At 66.6% G+C, this 17,633-nt stretch carries 14 protein-coding genes; 5 read left to right on the forward strand and 9 right to left on the reverse strand.

Annotation, left to right across the window (positions count from 1 at the left end; all coding sequences use genetic code 11):
• The first annotated feature begins 13 nt into the window (after nt 1–13).
• On the forward strand, nt 14–2,119 hold the full coding sequence (locus tag ACHFB9_RS05250) for a putative bifunctional diguanylate cyclase/phosphodiesterase (RefSeq protein WP_417069953.1): 2,106 nt from the start codon (nt 14–16) through the stop codon (nt 2,117–2,119).
• 4 nt (nt 2,120–2,123) lie between these two features.
• Here the strand turns inward: ACHFB9_RS05250 and ACHFB9_RS05255 are convergent, their stop codons facing one another.
• From ACHFB9_RS05255 to ACHFB9_RS05265, 3 genes are all read right to left on the reverse strand, one after another.
• Complete coding sequence (locus tag ACHFB9_RS05255; protein ID WP_417069955.1) at nt 2,124–2,444, reverse strand: DUF190 domain-containing protein; 321 nt, start codon at nt 2,442–2,444, stop codon at nt 2,124–2,126.
• A 17-nt stretch (nt 2,445–2,461) separates the two neighbouring features.
• Complete coding sequence (crcB, locus tag ACHFB9_RS05260; protein WP_417069957.1) at nt 2,462–2,851, reverse strand: fluoride efflux transporter CrcB; 390 nt, start codon at nt 2,849–2,851, stop codon at nt 2,462–2,464.
• Nucleotides 2,852–3,040: 189 nt separating this feature from the next.
• Nucleotides 3,041–3,706, reverse strand: a complete 666-nt coding sequence (locus ACHFB9_RS05265; protein WP_417069959.1) for a LysE/ArgO family amino acid transporter — start codon at nt 3,704–3,706, stop codon at nt 3,041–3,043.
• Between the two features lie 40 nt (nt 3,707–3,746).
• Here ACHFB9_RS05265 and ACHFB9_RS05270 point away from each other — a divergent pair, with 40 nt between their 5' ends.
• Nucleotides 3,747–4,652, forward strand: coding sequence for a LysR family transcriptional regulator ArgP (locus ACHFB9_RS05270; protein WP_417069961.1), 906 nt, complete (start codon nt 3,747–3,749; stop codon nt 4,650–4,652).
• A gap of 6 nt (nt 4,653–4,658) precedes the next feature.
• On the opposite strand, the gene ACHFB9_RS05275 is transcribed toward ACHFB9_RS05270, so the two are convergent.
• Nucleotides 4,659–6,038: a diguanylate cyclase gene (locus ACHFB9_RS05275; protein ID WP_417069963.1), complete on the reverse strand. Its 1,380-nt coding sequence runs from the start codon at nt 6,036–6,038 to the stop codon at nt 4,659–4,661.
• Nucleotides 6,039–6,256: 218 nt separating this feature from the next.
• Between ACHFB9_RS05275 and ACHFB9_RS05280 the strand changes: the two genes are divergently transcribed.
• Nucleotides 6,257–7,876, forward strand: a complete 1,620-nt coding sequence (locus ACHFB9_RS05280; RefSeq protein ID WP_417069965.1) for a methyl-accepting chemotaxis protein — start codon at nt 6,257–6,259, stop codon at nt 7,874–7,876.
• Here the strand turns inward: ACHFB9_RS05280 and miaA are convergent.
• Entirely contained in the window at nt 7,864–8,811 is a 948-nt protein-coding gene (gene miaA, locus ACHFB9_RS05285) for a tRNA (adenosine(37)-N6)-dimethylallyltransferase MiaA (RefSeq protein ID WP_417069967.1), read from the reverse strand. The genes ACHFB9_RS05280 and miaA overlap by 13 nt on opposite strands.
• Between miaA and ACHFB9_RS05290 the strand changes: the two genes are divergently transcribed.
• Nucleotides 8,810–9,733 (forward strand): TraB/GumN family protein, encoded by a 924-nt coding sequence (locus ACHFB9_RS05290; protein ID WP_417069968.1) that lies wholly within the window; start codon nt 8,810–8,812, stop codon nt 9,731–9,733. The two genes, miaA and ACHFB9_RS05290, sit on opposite strands and share 2 nt — an antisense overlap.
• Nucleotides 9,734–9,737: 4 nt before the next feature.
• Here the strand turns inward: ACHFB9_RS05290 and mutL are convergent, their stop codons facing one another.
• Nucleotides 9,738–11,531 carry a DNA mismatch repair endonuclease MutL gene (mutL, locus tag ACHFB9_RS05295; protein WP_417069970.1) on the reverse strand — a complete coding sequence of 598 codons (1,794 nt, stop codon included), beginning with the start codon at nt 11,529–11,531 and terminating at the stop codon, nt 9,738–9,740.
• 161 nt (nt 11,532–11,692) lie between these two features.
• Here mutL and ACHFB9_RS05300 point away from each other — a divergent pair, with 161 nt between their 5' ends.
• Nucleotides 11,693–13,303: a methyl-accepting chemotaxis protein gene (locus ACHFB9_RS05300; RefSeq protein ID WP_417069972.1), complete on the forward strand. Its 1,611-nt coding sequence runs from the start codon at nt 11,693–11,695 to the stop codon at nt 13,301–13,303.
• On the opposite strand, the gene ACHFB9_RS05305 is transcribed toward ACHFB9_RS05300, so the two are convergent.
• The 3 genes from ACHFB9_RS05305 to ACHFB9_RS05315 are packed head-to-tail and all read right to left on the reverse strand — an operon-like array spanning nt 13,293 to nt 17,566.
• On the reverse strand, nt 13,293–14,147 hold the full coding sequence (locus ACHFB9_RS05305) for a Rossmann-like and DUF2520 domain-containing protein (protein WP_417069974.1): 855 nt from the start codon (nt 14,145–14,147) through the stop codon (nt 13,293–13,295). The genes ACHFB9_RS05300 and ACHFB9_RS05305 overlap by 11 nt on opposite strands.
• Nucleotides 14,147–14,977 (reverse strand): class I SAM-dependent methyltransferase, encoded by an 831-nt coding sequence (locus ACHFB9_RS05310; protein ID WP_417069976.1) that lies wholly within the window; start codon nt 14,975–14,977, stop codon nt 14,147–14,149. The genes ACHFB9_RS05305 and ACHFB9_RS05310 overlap by 1 nt, the downstream gene beginning before the upstream one ends.
• A 48-nt stretch (nt 14,978–15,025) precedes the next feature.
• A complete protein-coding gene (locus ACHFB9_RS05315; RefSeq protein ID WP_417069978.1) occupies nt 15,026–17,566 on the reverse strand; it encodes a TIM-barrel domain-containing protein in 2,541 nt (846 codons plus the stop codon).
• Nucleotides 17,567–17,633: the final 67 nt, after the last annotated feature.

The raw sequence follows: 17,633 nt of genomic DNA on the forward strand, positions 1-17,633 counted from the left end.
TGCGAGTTAGCCGATGACCCCGATAGCCGTGCACGGCCGCCTTCTGGTCGTCGATGACGATCTGACGACTCGATCCATTGCGCTTGCGGCGCTGTCCGAAGCGGGATTCGAAGCTCATCAGGCAGCCGACGGCATGGAAGGGCTGGAGCGCTTCAGCGAGCTGCAGCCGGATCTGGTGCTGCTCGACCTGATGATGCCCAGGATGGATGGCTTCGAGATGGCCAGGCGGCTGCGCCGCACTCCGGGCGGCGAGCGGATTCCGATCATCGTGATGACCGGTTTGGAGGATTCCGACGCGATCGATCGTGCCTATCAGGTCGGTGCGACTGATTTCATTTCCAAACCGATCAACTGGATGCTGCTCAAGCACCGCATCCAGTATGTGATGCGCTCGGCGCGCGCGCTCGACGAACTCTCGCGCAGCGAGTCCAATCTCGCCGACGCGCAGCGAATTGCGCATCTGGGCAGCTGGGAGTGGAATCTGCGCGACGAAAGCGTGCGGCGCTCCGAGCACTTCTTCGCTCTGCTCGGTGAAGACCCCGCGGGCTTCCCCCCCTGCATGGAAGCGGTTCTCGAAAGGGTCTTTCCGCCGGACGCCACGCTCTTGCGCGAAGCCTATGCGCAGGGGCGGCGTGGCCTGCCTTTTCGCGTCGAATACCGGATCATGCGGCCGGATGGTTCGCTGCGCACCGTGCTCGAGCAGGGCGAGCCGATCGCCTCTCCCGATGGCGCGGCCAGCCGTGTCCAGGGGACGACTCAGGACATCACCGAGCAGGTCGAAGCCGAGAAGAGAATTCGCTACCTTGCCTATTACGACAGCCTGACCGGACTGCCCAACCGGCAGTACTGTCGTGAGCTGCTCCGCCAGGCTCTGCGCCGCGCGTCCCGGTCCCGCCACTGGGTTGCCGCGATGGTCGTCGATCTCGACCGCTTCGGACGGATCAACGAGAGCCTGGGGCAGAGCGTCGGCGATCAGGTTCTGCAGGTCGTGGCCAGGCGTCTGTCCGAAATCGTCGTGCCGTCGAACGGGCACGAGGCAGGGCATGCGCTTACCGTGTCGCGGATCAGCGGCGATCAGTTCGTCGCTTTCATCGACGGCTCCCCCCAGGGCGAGCTGCCCGAGAGCGTTGCCCAGAGGCTGCTCGAAGTCGTGCGCCAACCGATCGTTGTGGCCGGAGCCGAGGTGATGCTGACCGCGAGCGTCGGCATGGCCGTGTTTCCCGAACACGCGTCAGATGCCGATGCGCTGCTCAAGTGCGCCGACATGGCTGTCAGTACCACCAAGCGCGAACAGCGCAATTCGGTGCGCGCGTTCTCCGACGATCTGCGCACGGCCGCCGATCTTCGCCTCGCGCTCGAAACCGAGATGCGCAAGGCCCTGGAACAGGGAGAGTTCGAACTCTTCTACCAGCCGGTCATCGAATACCCGCATGGCGGGATCCTTGGTGCCGAGGCGCTGATCCGCTGGCGCCATCCCAAGCGCGGTCTGCTTGCGCCGGGCGAGTTCATCCCGCTGGCCGAAGAGTGCGGGCTGATCGTCGAGATCGGCGAATGGGGGCTCAAGACCGCCTGCGCCCAGATGGCTTACTGGATACGCAATGGCGTCGCGCCGGACGCGGTCGCGGTCAATCTGTCCGGAATCAGCTTCCGCCACGTCCGGCTGCTCGCCGCGGTGCGCAACGCGCTGGCCGGCTCGGGCTTGCCGCCCGAGAGGCTGGAGCTGGAGATGACCGAGAGCGTGCTGATGAGCGACGTCGAGCTGACCAACGAGATCCTCGCCGAGCTCAAGAGGATGGGCGTGCGGCTGATGGTCGATGACTTCGGAACCGGCTATTCGTCGCTCGCGTATCTGAAGCGCTTCCCGATCGACGTGCTGAAGATAGACCGCTCCTTCGTCCAGGATCTGGCCCGCGAAGGCTCGGATGCGGCGATCACGTCGGCAGTGATGGCGATGGCCCAGGAGCTGGGCCTCGATGTCGTCGCCGAGGGCGTCGAAACCGAGGCTCAGGCCCTGGCTCTGGCCCGGCGAGGCTGCAAGGCGATGCAGGGTTTCCTGTACTCGCGCCCGGTTCCGTCCCAGCAGTTCATCGCCTGGTGCGGGCAGTGGCTGAACGGCTGAGGCTTCAGGTCCGGGTCAGGCCTGCATCGACCGGGATGCGGATGTAGAACAGCGACAGCTTCTCGGCTGAGATCGTCTCGATCAGCTTCTGCCCTTCTTCGTCGGTGACCAGAAAGCCGACTTCGATCGGGACTTCTCCCGCCAGTTCGAAAAAGTGCTCTTCGCGCAGCCGGTGATGACGGCCGAAGCCGGCGATCGCGCGGAATGCCGAGCCGCCGCGCAAGCCCTGGCGGCGGCCGAGCTCCAGCAGCCATTCATAGGCGAGCAGGCCACGGTGGCGCAGCTTCTCCTGCACATAGAACTTCATGTAGAAATCGTTACTCATTGAATTCTCCCGGTCCGTCAGGCTTTGACGAACAGCGCGTTGGTCGCGAGGATCCCCAGCGCCGTCATCGCCAGCGAACCGAAAAGGTGAACAGAGGCCGTGCCCAGCGCCCACAGGTATTGCTGGCGGGCGAGCAGGCTCACGACTTCGACCGAGAAGGTCGAGAAAGTCGTCAGGCCGCCCATGAAGCCGGTGATGATCAGCAGCCGCCATTCGGGCGCGAGGCTTGAATTGTGGAGGAAGAACGAGGATGCGACTCCGACGAGCAGGCCGCCGAGCAGATTCGCGGCCAGAGTGCCGAGCGGAACGGTCGGGAAGATCGGGTTCAGACCCAAGCCCAGGATCCAGCGCAATAGAGCGCCGAAGCCGGCTCCGACGAACACGGCCAACACTGCGGGAAAGTTCATATCCAGTCCTGAAAGTTCGACCGGGGCAAAGCCGGGAGGAGGCCGGGGGTGGGGGCCGTGAGCGTCCGGTCGTTCTCGCGGCCTCTTCGCCAGGATCTCCGGCGGGACGAACTCGATACGGGGGGTGCCCGAACGGAGCTGCCGCGAAGGGGCGATATTACGCCCGGCTTGCGCGTGCCGCCACCGCCCCTAGCGGATCAGCGAGATCGCGATCGCGCCCATCCCCAGCCCGACCAGCGCATCGAGCACCCGCCAGGACGAGGGTTTGCCGAAGAGCGGCGCAAGCCAGCGGGCGCCGAAGCCGAGCAGTACGAACCAGCTTGTCGAAGCGCCGACACAGCCCAGCCAGAACGTGAAGCGGTCCAGACCGTGCTGGCGGCCGCCGATCGAGCCGACCAAAACGACCGTGTCGAGCCAGGCGTGCGGATTCAGGTAGGTGAAGGCGAGCACCATCAGCACCGCCTGACGCAGCGAGATCTTGCGTTCTTCGGCGGCGGTCAGCGCATGGCTTGTGAAGGCCGCGCGCAGCGAGCGTAGGCCGTACCAGGCGAGGAAGGCCGCGCCAGCCCAGCTGGCGACTTCGACCGCGGTCGGGAAAAGCGCGATGACTTCGCCCATTCCGGCGACGCCCAGGCCCATCATCAGCGCATCGGACGCGATGCAGATCGCGATGGTCGGCAGCACATGCTGGCGGGTCAGGCCCATGCGCAGCACATGCGCGTTCTGGGCGCCGATGGCCATGATCAGGCCAATGGTGACGAGAAAGCCCTGGAAGAGGATGTGGATATTCATGTCTGTCTTGTTGCCGAGTAAAACCGTCTGGGCAGCAAGATAGCGGTAAAGCGACTTTTTCATTAGTATTCTGAATATTCTTCAACTTGTATCAGAGATACTAATGAAGTTGGATTTCGCTCTGCTCGAATGCCTCGAAGCGGTCGTCACCGAAGGCAGTTTCGAAAAGGCTGCGGCCAGCCTGGCGATCACGCAGTCCGCGGTGTCCCAGCGCATTCGCGTGCTCGAACAGCAGACCGGCACGCCGCTGCTGTTCCGGACCCGGCCGGTCCGGCCGACCCCGGCCGCCCAGCCGCTGCTGCGCTTTGCGCGGCAGACCCAGCTTCTGGCGCTGGACGTATGGCCCGAGCTGATGGAGAGCGCCGAGCAGGGCAGGGTCAGGATCGCGGTCAATGCCGACAGCCTCGGATCCTGGGTTCTTCCTGCCCTGTCCGGGTGGCGGCAGGAGCATCCGGCGATGCTAGAGTTCGTCGTCGACGACCAGGAGCACACGCAGAGCTGGCTGCGCAACGGCGAGGTGATCGGCTCGATCGGTTCGGCGCCCGCGCCCTCCAAGTCGCTGCGCACCGTGCCTCTGGGGGTGATGTCCTATCGCTGCGTCGCCTCTCCCGCCTTCCGCGCCCGCTACCTGCCCCAGGGGCTGGATCGGGCCTCGGTGCGTCAGGCTCCGGCTCTGGTCTTCAATCGCCGCGATGCGCTTCATGCCGAGCACCTGCGCCGCTGCCTGGGGCTCAAGGAGCTGCAGTTTCCCCACCACTTCATCCCGGCTTATGAGGCCTTCTTCAGCGCGGCGCTGCTCGGCTACGGCTACGGTCTGTTGCCTGAGGCCCAGTGCGCGGAGGCGCTGGGGCGCGGCGATCTGGTCGATCTGACGCCGGGCGTCCCGGTCGCCGTGCCCCTCTACTGGCACACTTGGCCGCTCGAATCCTCGCTGGTCGTGACGCTGAGCGCGGCGCTGGTCGAAGGGGCTGCGAGAGCGCTGGCGCCGATCCCGCAGCCTGTGCTCTGAGCGCGTCTAGCTGCCTTCGAGCACGGCCTGATTGCGCCCGCGTGCCTTGGCTTGATAGAGCGCCGCGTCGGCCGCTGCGAGCAAGGCGCTCACCGAGCGGTCGCTGCCGTCATCGGCGGTCGCGACGCCTATGCTGACGCTGACCCAGCCGTTCGCGACCGACTTTCCGGCCGGGATCTGCGCGGCCAGCACGCCCTGGCGGATCTGCTCGGCGATGTGCAGTGCGCCGGCTGCCGGGGTGTCGGGCAGGATCACCGCGAACTCCTCGCCGCCGTAGCGGGCCGCGACGTCACCGGGGCGGCGGGCGCAGCGCTCGATCGCGCGGGCGACGGTCTGGATGCAGCGGTCGCCGGCCGGATGGCCGAACGCATCGTTGAAAGCCTTGAAGTAGTCGATGTCGAGGATCAGCAGCGAGAGCGGCGCGCGCTTGCGCTGGGTTCGGGCGATCTCGCGCGCGATCTCCTGATCGAACTGACGGCGGTTCAGCAGCTCGGTCAGACCGTCGCGGCTCGCCAGAACGGCCAGGCGGCGGGTAGCGTGTTCGAACAGGCGATAGTCAAGATGCAGTTGCCAGATGACCGCGGACAGAAAACTGACGCTGCCGGCCAGCTGCAGCAGGTTGGCGCCGTACCAGCCGACCGTGAAGGGGTGGTGCGATTCGACGAAGAGCAGGGTCTCGGCGGCCCAGGCCAGCAGCGAGACGACCAGCCACAGCTGCATCGGATGGGCGAGGCGGGTGCGCCAGGCGAGCCAGGCGGCGTTGACGACGTGTAGAAGCCCGCCGATCTTGAGCAGCGCCATCGGCCACTGGCGCTGAGGATCCATCATGAAGGGCCGCGTGTCGATGATGGACGCGACGGCGATCGCGAACAGGGTCGGCAGCAAAAAGGCCAGACACAGCGCGACATGGGTCTTTCGGCGGCTCCACTGCGCGGCACAGCCCTGGCCGAGCGCGATCGCGCCGAGCATGACCAGCGCATGACCGGAGAACCAGATCGATTTGACTTCGGACGCGGCCGTGTTCGGGCCGACTTCCAGTCCGAAGGGCCCGAGGCCTCCCGGAAAGACGGCCAGATAGGCGATCGGCATCGCCGCGTTGAACGCGAACACGCCGGTCAGACCCAGCAGCAGGCGCTCTCCGGTCGCGCGCGCATGCAGCGCCAGCAGCAGGCTGGTGATGCTGCCGGTGATGAAGAGCAGCATGCAGATCGCCGGCACGAAGCCCATCCAGATCGGCATTGCCTTGCTGGCGCATGGCAGGAGGAGGGTCAGGACGAGCAGGGTCGCCAGACCGAACAGCGCGGCCAGGGTCCGGTTGACCCGGCTCAGCCAGCGGCTTTCCGCGGTCTGGTGGGAGGCGAGGTCGGGAAGATTTGCATCGAGCATGTCGCTTCTTCGGCGCGGATCCGCCGAGCTTGAGAGATAAATGAATAGAAAATGTCAGCGAATTCAGTTGGCTGTCGGCTTTTTTGATGAGAGTGCCCGGCCAGCAGGGAGGTGGTTTTTTGATCCTTGTCGATGCCATGGCAGAAACAGGTCGCGAAGCCCTGGGACGGCTCCTAAGCTGATTCAGTTCAAACGACACCATCGGGATGAGGGAAATCATGGATTTGACGATCGCCAAACGCTTGTGGATCCTGATGATCGTGGCCGTTCTGTCGCTGCTGCTGGTCGGGGCATCCGGGATGTATGTGGCCGGAAAACTCTCTGACGTTCTGAAGGAAACCCATGAAAACATCCTGCCCAGCGAGGTGACCCTGCTCCAGGTGGCGGGAGGCCTGCAGCGCCTGCGGGTCAGGATCCTGCAGCACAACCTGCTCAAGGATGAGGCGAGACGCGTGGAAATGGCGCAGCGGATGAAGCGGTCTGTGGAGCTGATCGAGTCGAAATTCAAGGATTACGAAAAACTGGTCAGCAACGACGAGGATCGGCGGATGCTTGAGGACGACCGCAAGGCCTTCGCCGACTACCTGGGTTTCGTCGATGATTACCTGAAGCAGTCCGCAACGCAGGACGCCGCCGCGACCACCGAGCTGATCGTCGGGCGCGGTTCGACTCTGGGCAATGTTCTGTCCGAGCGGCTCGACAAGCACGTCGAGTTCATCGACAAGTTTGCCGACCAGCGCAGGGACGAGAGCGAACAGGCTCGAAGCCGGGGAGAGATGCTCTCCTGGCTTACGGTGTTGACCGGAGCCGCGCTGGTCTCAGGCCTGGGCTTCTTCCTGATCCGCGGCATCAATCGATCGATTCGCGCGGTGCAGTCCGCGGTCGGAGCGATAGAGTCGAGGCTGGACTTCACGCTCAGGGCGCCCGTCTTCGGACGCGACGAGATCGCTCTGCTCTCCGGCGACCTGAACCGTCTGCTGGGCAAGCTGCAGCAGAGCCTGAAGGCGATCCACGAGGCCGCGAAAAAGCTCGCCGGTGCCGCGAACGAGGTGGCGACGACTTCGGATCAGGTCGCGACCGCCGCGGCCCAGCAGAGCGAGTCGGCATCGAACATGGCGGCCAGCGTCGAGCAGATGACCGTCAGCATCAATCACGTCGGCGACCGGGCCCTGGAGGCGAATCGCCTCTCGCTGTCCTCAGGCGAGATGGCGAACGCGGGCGAAGCGACGATCGTTCAGACTGCCGAGGGAATCGATCTGATCGCGGTCCGCGTCAGCGAAGCATCCGATCAGATCCGTAAGCTCGAGGAGCAGAGCGAGCAGATCTCGTCGGTCGTCCAGGTGATCAGCGAAGTCGCCGAGCAGACCAATCTGCTTGCGCTCAACGCCGCGATCGAGGCGGCGCGCGCCGGCGAGCAAGGGCGGGGCTTCGCGGTCGTCGCCGACGAGGTCAGAAAGCTCGCCGAACGGACCGCCAGCTCGACCCAGCAGATCACGCAGACGATAGCGGCGATGAGGGATTGCGCCCACGATGCGGTCGGCAGCATGGCGGGCGCGGTCAGCGCGGTGACGACGGGGGTCGAGCGGGCCCAAGAGGCGAGCGAGTCGATCCGCAGGATAGGAGGATCCAGCCGCGAAGCGGTTGCGATGGTCGGGGAGATTTCGAACGCGATCCGCGAGCAGAGCGCCGCGAGCACGAACATCGCGCAGAGCGTCGAAAGGGTTGCGCAGATGGCCGACGAGAGCTCGGCCGCGGCGATGGGCAGTGCCGATTCCGCGCGCGAACTCGATCAGATCGCGCGCGGCCTGGAAGAGACGGTCGCCCGCTATACGGTCTGAGCCGCGGCGCGGATCACATCGACGAGATCCGGGCGCAGGCAGTCAAAGGTCTGCAGCTCCGACCACTCGCCCGCGAACTTGCGTTGCCAGGTCAGCTGGCGTTTGGCGAGTTGCCGCGTTGCGAAGATGCCGCGCTCGCGCAGTTCCGCAACGCCATAACCGCCGTCGATGTGCTCCCAGGCCTGGCGGTAACCGACGCAGCGCATCGCCGGCAGTTCGGGACTCAAACGGTAGCGTTCCCGCAAACCCCGCACTTCGTCGACGAGGCCCGCCCTGAGCATCGCATCGAAGCGCTGCGCGATCCGCTCGTGCAGCACGCCGCGCTCCGCTGGTTCCAGCGCGAGGATCTTCATCTTCGGTGCGTCCCCGGTCGGGTCCCGCCGCGCGTAGTTCTCGGCGAGCGGCTTGCCGCTCAGCCGGACGATTTCGAGCGCTCTCTGGATGCGCTGCGCATCGTTCGGCTTGAGTCTCGCCGCGGCGTCCGGGTCGAGGCGGGCGAGTTCGGCGTGCAGCGCCGGCCAGCCCTGCTCTCGGGCGGCGCGGTCGATCTCGGCGCGCAACTCGGGATCGGCCTGGGGCAGTTCAGACAGGCCGTCGTGCAAGGCCTTCAGATAGAGCATCGTGCCGCCGACGAGAACGGGCAGATGGCCGCGCGCGCGGATCTCGCCGATCAGGCGCAGCGCGTCCTCACGGAAGGCTGCCGCCGAATAGCTCGCGGTCGGATCGATGATGTCGATCAAATGGTGCGGACATTGCGCACGCTCGGTCTCTGATGGTTTTGCGGTCCCGATATCCATGTCGCGGAACACCAGTGCAGAATCGATGCTGATGATCTCGACAGGCAGCGCTTCGGCCAGGGCCAGCGCGCAGGCGGTCTTGCCACTGGCTGTTGGACCGATCAGGGCAAGGGCATCGAAAGGGGAGGGCGAAGGCATGAGGCGATCCGGGAAGACGGGGCGGCGGGAGCGAAATTCTAGGCCAGCCTCGCTCTGGCTGCGCGCCGTATTTGCACTGTCTCTGTCGTTCGCCTGCGCCGCGGCCCGTGCTGACGCCTTGATGCTGTGGGAAGTCAGCGCAGGTGGCGCGCCGCTGTGGCTGTTCGGCTCGGTTCATGTCTGCCGCCCGGACTGCTTCCCTTTGCCCGCGGCGGTCGATGCGCGCTTCTCCCGGGCCGAGGTGCTGGTCGTCGAGCTCGACCCGTCAAAGTCCGACGTGTCGGCAGCGATGAAGCGCTTCGCCAGCGCCGAGGCGCCGGTCAGGACAGTGCTCTCCGCGGCCGAGTGGGGCCGCTTGAACGAGCGCTTTCGGGCTGCCGGCATACCCGATGCCAGCCTCGCCAGGCTGGGTGCGACGACGGCTTCGCTGATGCTGACGATGACTGTCGCGCGCGAGGCGGGACTCTCCCCCGAGTTCGGCATCGATCAGCATCTGATCGCAGAGGCGCGCGCGCGCGGAAAGCCCCTGGTCGAGCTGGAGACGGTGGAGCGTCAGATCGCCGCGCTCGGCTCGGGGACGGCCGAGCAGAGCCTGGCCGAGATCCGCCAGACCCTGGCGGCCGCCGAAGACGGCAGCCTGCGCCGCCAGCTCGAAGAGATCGTCGCGGCCTGGAAAGCGGCCGATGCGCCCCGCCTCGCCCGGGTGTTGCAGCAGGCCGAGCCGGCTGCGGAACCCCTGCTCGGGGAACTGCTCGACCGGCGCAACCGCGAGATGGCCGATGCGCTGGAGCGCCTGGCGCGGGGCGGGCATTCGGTTTTCGCGGTGATCGGCAGCGCCCATCTGGCCGGCCCGGAATCGATCCCCTCGCTGCTCGGCAAAAGGGGGCTCAGCGTGCGCCAGCTCTCATCGTCAGACCGCTGAGGCCTCAGCGCCCGCGCAGGAAGAACGCGTCGAGTTCGGCCATCGTCAGCTGGGTCCAGGTTGGGCGACCGTGGTTGCACTGGTCGGCCCGCTCGGTCGCTTCCATCTCGCGCAGCAGCGCGTTCATCTCGGGCAGGGAGAGGATCCGGTGCGCGCGCACCGCGCCGTGACAGGCTAGAGTCGCGAGCAGCTCGTTGCGGCGGGCGGTCAACACGTCGCTGGCCGGATAGTCGCTCAGCTCGCCGAGCAGAGCCCGGGCCAGAGAGACGAGGTCGGCGCGCGCGAGCAGGGCCGGGACGCAGCGCACGGCCAGCTCGGCCGGTCCCGCCGCGCTGAGCTCGAAACCGATTCTCGAGAGCGTCTCGCGCTGGTTTTCCGCGCAGGCGATCTCGCGGGCGCTGGCGCCGAAGACGGCCGGGATCAGCAGCTGCTGGGTTGCCGGAGCGCCGTCCAGCACCTGCTTGAGCTTCTCATAGAGGATTCGCTCGTGCGCCGCGTGCATGTCGACGAGCACGAGACCCTTTGCGTTCTGGGCGAGCACATAGATGCCGGCGAGCTGGGCCAGCGCATAGCCCAGTGGTGCCCCCTCGGCATCGGCCGCAGCGAGCGGCAGAGTCTGGGGCGCCGGCACTGAAAAACCGGCGGTTGGGCGATGGATTGCGGGCGAGAACCCCGTCCTGGTCGGGCCCGCCTGTCCCGCCACGGGATAGCCCGTCGGCACATAGCCGGGTTCGCGGATGTCCAGGCGGACCTGCGTGGGCTCGGCCTGGGCGTAGATCTCGCGCGTTGGCGGGGCGGCCAGCTGCACGCCGGCTTCGGCGACCGGAGACGCCAGCGTGCGGCTGACCGCATGGCGGACGAACTGGTGGATCGCGCGTGCTTCGCGAAAGCGTACCTCGGTCTTCGCCGGGTGCACGTTCACATCGACTCCGGCCGGATCCATGTCCAGAAAGAGTGCGAAAGCGGGGAAGCGACTGCCGTGCAGAATGTCTGCATAGGCTTCGCGCAGCGCGTGCGCGATCAGTTTGTCGCGGACGAAGCGGCCATTGACGAAGAAGTACTGGGCATCGCGCGTCGCGCGCGCATAGGCGGGAAGCGCCGCGAAGCCCGACAGGCGTAGTCCGGCCGCTTCAACTTCGACCGCGCGCGCATTCGCGATGAACTCTTCACCGAGGATTTCGCGGCAGCGCCGGGCGGCGTCTCCCGGTGCGAGGCGCTGGGTGACCCGGCCGTTGTGCTGGAGCTGGAACGCGACATCGGGGCGGGCCAGCGCGATGCGGCGGAACACGTCATCGCAGTGCCCGAATTCGGTCGCTTCGCTCTTCAGAAACTTGCGGCGCGCCGGGACGTTCCAGTAGAGGTCGGCAACCTCGATGACAGTGCCGCCGTTCAGCGCGGCCGGAGCTGGCGAGGTCTCGCCGGCGGCGATCCGCCAGGCGTGTGCCCCGCCCTGGGTGCGGCTGGTCAGAGTGACCCGGGCGACCGACGCGATCGAAGCCAGCGCTTCACCGCGAAAGCCCATCGTTGCGACGCGTTCGAGATCGTCGAGGCTCGCGATCTTGCTTGTCGCATGGCGCTCAAGCGCCAGACCGAGCTGGTCCTCCGCGATTCCGCAGCCATCATCGGCAATCCGGATCTGCTTGACTCCGCCCTGCTGCAGCTGGACTTCGACGACTCTGGCCGAAGCGTCCAGGCTGTTCTCGAGCAGCTCTTTGAGCACCGAGGCCGGGCGGTCGACGACTTCGCCGGCGGCAATCTGGTTGATCAGGACTTCGGGGAGGAGCTGGATCGTCGGCATCGTGGTTCGGGGGGCGGGGGGGCTGTGCGAGCTTAACAGATGCGGGAGTGCTCGCGCAGCGCAGATCCGGGGGCTAAAGTCTTCATTGAAGTTGTTTCAGTTTTGCTGGCGCTTGTCGCTATGTTCAAAGACAGAACAACAATTTGCGGAGGTTTTTTGCGATGAAACTCTCGACCCGACTGGGCGTCATTGTCGGTTGCAGCGTCTCCGGCCTGCTCCTCGTCAGCGCCATCGCCTTGTTCAGCCTCAATAGCAGCATGAACGCCGAGCGCCACGCCCAGATCGACAACCTGCTCAGGATGTCGGTCGCGCTGCTCGGCTCCTACAACGATCAGGTGACGAGCGGCAAGCTGAGCCGCGAGCAGGCCCAGGCGCAGGCTGCGCAGAGCCTGAGCGGCTTGCGCAATGGCGATGCCTACCTGTTCGCGCGCACCGATGACGACACGCTGGTCGTCCATGTGAAGAAGGAGCGGGTGGGCAAGAAGGATGTCGGGGCCAAGCTCCCGGACGGACGGACGACAGTCCAGGCCTACCGCGATGCGCTGGCCGCCCAGGGCAATTACGCCTTTGTCGAAATCCTGACCGCGCGGCCCGGCTCCAAGGACTTGCTGCCCAAGCTCAACGGCGTGGCCCGATTCGAGCCCTGGGGGTGGACGGTGGGAACGGGTTTCTATCTCGACGACATCGCCTCGGCTTTCCGCGGCTATGCGATCTCGCTGCTGCTCGCGGGCCTGGCGATCCTCGGCATCACCGCGGCGGTGGCTGGTGTATCGGCGCGGCGGATCTACGGCCAGCTGGGCGGCGAACCTGACTACGCGGCGGAGGTGACCCGGACGATCGCGTCCGGCGATCTGGGGCAGACGATCAGCAGTGCGCCCCGGGGCAGCGTGCTGGCGGGGCTGGCGGAGATGCAGGGCAGCCTGCGCGAGATGATCCGCGACATCTCGGTCCAGGCCGAACAGATCAAGGACGAGGCGGCGGGTATCCACTCCGCGATGGAAGAGATCAGTGCGGCATCAGCCGATTCGTCCGAAGCGACCTCGTCGACGGCCGCGGCGGTCGAGCAGATGGTCGTCAGCATAGGCATGATCGCCGACGGCGCGCGCGAGACCGAGCTCAACTCGAGCCGGGCCGCCGATCTCGCGAAAATCGGAGAAAGCCAGGTCTCCGATGCGGCCAGCGAGATCTGGCAGGTCTCGACCGATATCGAGTCCGCATCGCAGCAGATCGCCGGGCTCGCCGAGCGAACCCGGCAGATCGGCGGAATCGCCAGCGTGATCCGCGAGATCGCCGAGCAGACCAATCTGCTCGCGCTCAATGCGGCGATCGAAGCGGCGCGCGCCGGCGAGCAGGGCCGCGGTTTCGCGGTCGTTGCCGACGAAGTCAGGAAGCTCGCCGAACGCACCTCGTCGGCGACCAGCGAGATCACCTCGACGATACAGGCCGTGCAGACCGATACCGGGAACGTCGTCGCGAGCATGCAGGCGGTCGCGCCCAAGGTCGCGAAGGGCGTCGCGAAGGCCGAGGAGGCGGCGCATGCGCTGCATCAGATCAGCGAAGGCACCGACGAAACCCTGGTCAAGATCCGCGATGTCGCCCATGCGACATCCGAGCAGACCGCGGCGAGCAACAGCATTGGCGCGAACGTAGAGCGGATCGCCAGCATGCTCGAGGAAGCCGACAAGTCGGTGCGCAGCACCCGGGAGTCGGTCGAGTCACTGTCCGATCAGGCGGTCCGCATCCACGCCGCGCTGGAGCGCTTCAGAGTCTAGGAAGCTGATCGAGGGTGATGGGGGCGTCGGGGGCCAGAAGCCTCGTTGCGAAGCGCGACATTTGCGCGTAGCTGCGCCCCAGTTCGGGATCGGTCGCCGCGGTCGCGGCGATCTCGGCCAGCACGGTTGAGAGGTCGCCGCGTGCCAGGGGCCCGGTCAGCGCGCCCTGCGTTCCCCGCGCATCGATGTTCGCGAGCGTGCCGTCGATCAGCGGACGCAGCGCAGCCCAGGCCGCATCCCGCGGTAGGCCCGCTGCTTCGAGGCTCACCAGCGCCGCTTCGATCAACGCGACCAGGTGATTGCAGGCGAGCACGGCTCCGGCGTGGTAGAGCAGCTTGTGTTCAGGTGCGATCGCGATCGGTTTCCCGCCTATCGCCGCAAACAGCGGCTCCAGTTTTTGTCTTGCCTCGCCATCGCCTTCCGCGGCGCAGACCGTGCCGGAGAACTCCGCGATGACTTTCTCGGGCACTGCGAAGGAGCGTAGCGGATGGAGGCTCGCCAGATGCGCACCGCAAGGCTGCAGCGGCGCAAGGATTTCGCTGCCCAGAGCGCCGCTGCAGTGGAAGACGACATCGCCGGGCCGGACCCGTCCCTGCCTGGCGAGCGCTGCGGCGACGCCGGCGATCGCGTCGTCGGCGGTCGCGATCAGCGTGAAGTCGGCCGGGGGCAGATCCGCGAGCGGGACGAGTTCGCCGGCGCCGATGAAGGCGAGCGCCCCGGTGGCGTTCTGCCGGCTGCGGCCAACGATCGCCTGCACCCTCAGCACGCCCGCGTCGACGAAGAGCCGGGCGAGGCTGCGGCCCAGACGGCCGGGGCCGAGCAGATTCAGGCTGGGCAGGCTCATCACGCAGCGGGTACGAAGAAGCGTCCGGCGAGCTCTTCGAGGCCCAGAGTCTTCAGGATCTCGGCCAGCCTTTCGGCCGGGACGCGGCGCGGGGCGTCCTTGTATTCGGCGATGATCAGCTCGTTCTTCATCGAGTGCTCCCAGCCGACCAGCTCGGTGACCTTGACCTGGTAGCCGTGCGCTTCGAGCTGCAGGCAGCGCAGCACATTGGTGACCTGGCTGCCGAATTCGCGGGTGTGGATCGGGTGGCGCCACAGCTCGGCCAGCGGGTTGGCGAGCGCGCGGCCCTTGTTGCGGCGCAGGGTCGCGGCGACTTCGGCCTGGCAGCAGGGCACGAGCACGATGAAGCGGGATTTCTTTTCGAGCGCGAAGCGGATCGCGTCATCGGTCGCGGTGTCGCAGGCGTGCAGCGCGGTGACGACATCGATGCGGGGCGGCAGCGCTGCGGAGCCGATCGAGTCGGCGACCGACAGGTTCAGGAAGCGCATTCCGGGAAAGCCCAGCCGTTCGGCGAGTTCGCGCGAGCGCGCGACCAGCTCGTCGCGGGTCTCGACGCCCCAGATCCGCCCCGCGGGCGCCTGGTCCTTGAAGAACAGATCGTAGAGGATGAAGCCCAGATAGGACTTGCCGGCACCGTGGTCGACCAGGCTCAGATCCGGGTGCTCCTGCTGCACGGCCAGCAGCAGAGGCTCGATGAACTGGAACAGGTGATAGACCTGCTTGAGTTTGCGCCGGCTGTCCTGGTTGAGCTTGCCCTCGCGGGTCAGGATGTGCAGTTCCTGGAGCAGTTCGAGCGACTGTCCGGGGCGGATCTCGTAGGTCTTGGTCATGATGGGCTGATCGATGCGGCGGGCGGGCAGTTTAGCGCGTGTGGCGCGTCACGGCGCCAGTTCCAGCGCGATCGCTTCCCCGACGCGTCGGGAGCCAAGCTGGATATGGATGCCATCGGCGGCCTGCCACCAGCCCGTTCCGTCTTCTCCCGCATTGATTCGGGCGAGCGCCTCCGCGTTCAGGCGGACCTGGCTGGCGCTCACGGCCAGCACTTCGATCGCGAGGCGGCGGCGGGCGTCTTCGCCGGTGCGGTTGTCGGGTTTGAGCGCGATCTGGACACGGCCATCCTCCGTCCTCTGAGCCGTGATCGCGGTCCGGCAGGCGATGCCTCTCTCGTAGGCGCGCGTGACGCCGTCGTCTTCGACCAGCGTGAAGCGGCTCTCGCGGATGCCCGGGACGGTGCGGATCAACAGATCGTCGAACCAGTGGATGGCGGTCGCGCGCGGCGAACCGAGATTGGCCGGCGCGCGTGCGAGAAGAGGCACGATCGCGCCTTCGCGCAGATAGAGCGGGGCGCGGGTCAGCCCGTCCTCGACGACGCTGAGCTTCCGGGCGCCGCCCGTCGAATCGACGTGGTGGGCCGGCGTACGGAAATCGGTCCAGCGGCCGCGCGGGAAATAGGCGGTGAGCGAATCGCCCTTGTCGGCGAGCGCGGCGAAGAGCAGCCAGGGGCCGATCATCTTGGTCGTGCTGACGGCGCGGGCAGCTCTATCCTCCTGAAAGTAGTAAGCGAGGGGCGGGAAGAGGGGCGCGCCGCTCTCGTGCGCGGCGTGGGCGAGGCTGTACAGATAGGGGATCAGCCGGTAGCGCAGGCGGAGCGCGGCGAGATTGCTCGGCGCGTCGCCGATCCGGTCCGGCGCGGTCTCGGTGCAGTTGCAGAGGTTCTCGACATGGGGGCGAAGCGGCACGTCGAGCAGCGCGCTGCTCGCGAACCAGCGCGTGTAGAGCCGGTCGAGCGCGGCGCGGGCGATCCCGCCGCGATGAAAACCGCCGACGTCCGAGCCGTAGTAGTCGAAGCCGGACAGGCTCATGTTGGTCTGGGCCGTCATCTGCGCGCCGAGCGACGCGAAGGACGAGGCCACGTCGCCGGACCACATCGCGACGCCGAAGCGTTGGCTGCCCGCGGTGCCCGAGCGCGACAGGATCCACGGGCGGCGCAGCGGATCGGTGCGTGCGGTCTCCTCCGCGATGCTGCGGCTCCACGCGAAGTTGTAAAGGTTGTGGATGTCCGCGTGACGGATCCTGGTCTCGCCGTACCAGTCAAAACCCGCATAGAAGGCATTGGAACTGAAGACTTCCGGTTCGCCCAGATCGGTCCAGTGGCCCAGCACTCCGGCGTCGATCAATGGTTTACGCTTCGCATCGTGCCAGGCGCGGCCGGCCTCGGGATTGGTCCAGTCGATCATTCCGCCGATTCCCCACCAGGGATTGGTCGTCAGCCGTGTCGGCCGGTCGCAGGGCGGCGCGCAGTCCATCGCGAGTTGGCGCTGTTTCGCCATCGCTTCGTGCTCGGGACGCTTGGCGCCGATATAGCTCTCCTCGATCGTGACGATGCCCAGCCCCTGTTGCGCATAGGCGGCGAGCCGGGCTTGCGGATCGGGGAAGTGCTCGCGATCCCAGGCGAGCGTGCCCATCCGGGTGTTCTCCGAGCCGCTCGTTATGCCGCCGAACCATTGCAGGTCGAGCACTGCGCCATCGACCGGGAAGCGCTTGTCGCGCAGCGTTGCGAGCTTGTCGTCGAGCTCCTTCCAGTCATCGAAGCCGTACTCGGAGATCCACAACCCGAAAGCCTTCAGCGGCGGCACCGGCGGTTTTCCGGTCAGCTCCAGATAGTCGCGGCGCAGCGCAGGTAGATCCTCCCCGGTCAGCACGAAAAGCCCGAGCGCGGCGCTGCCCTTCGCTTTGACCGTCCACGCTTTGCCGGTGAGGGCGAAGTCCGTCGGATAGGGTGTGTCGAAGAACAACGCGTGGCTTTGCCGGCCTTCGCCGAGCAGATAGGCGATCGGGATCTGGGTGTCGCCGGAGGCGGCGATGTCCGAGTAAGTCATCGCGTTGCCGAAAGTGTCTGCCGGCGTGCGCTCGCGCCCGAGCCAGGACGGCGATTTCTGCTCCGGATCGAGTTTCTGGCCCAGACCCAGCACTTCGCTGACCCCGCTCGGTGCGACCGACAGCGCAAGCGAATCTTCCTGCCAGCGCTTGACGCAGATCCGCTCGATCGGCTTCGCGTCCGCCCCGGCGATCGCCCAGCAGCCTCCCGTGTAGGCGATCGTCAGCGAAGCTGTCGTCAGCTTCTGCGCGGCTTCGTCCCACTGGTATTTGACCGGCCCCGGGAAATCGCGCCGGGCGATCATCGGCGAGAAGTAGGGTTTGCCGGTCGCGATTTTCGGCGCATAGGCGATATGGATCAGGCGTTCGCCCAGCACGGTCAGCACGACCTGGCGGCCGTCCTGAGCGATGCGCAGCTGGGGCGTCGCGGTGGCGGACAGTTGCACGTGGGCGGAGGTCTCGGCCTGGGCCGGTGCGCTCAGCGCGTAGCAGGCAAAGCTCAGGGCGAGAAGGGCGGCGGCGGACTGCGGGGAGCAGGGCATTGATAAACCTGTCGTAAGTACACCAAAAACCGCTGCCAGGGTGCGAATCCGGCGGGCGGGCGAGGAT

Origin of the sequence: Niveibacterium terrae, assembly GCF_048213115.1 — a bacterium.
Taxonomy (GTDB): Bacteria; Pseudomonadota; Gammaproteobacteria; order Burkholderiales; family Rhodocyclaceae; genus Niveibacterium; species Niveibacterium terrae.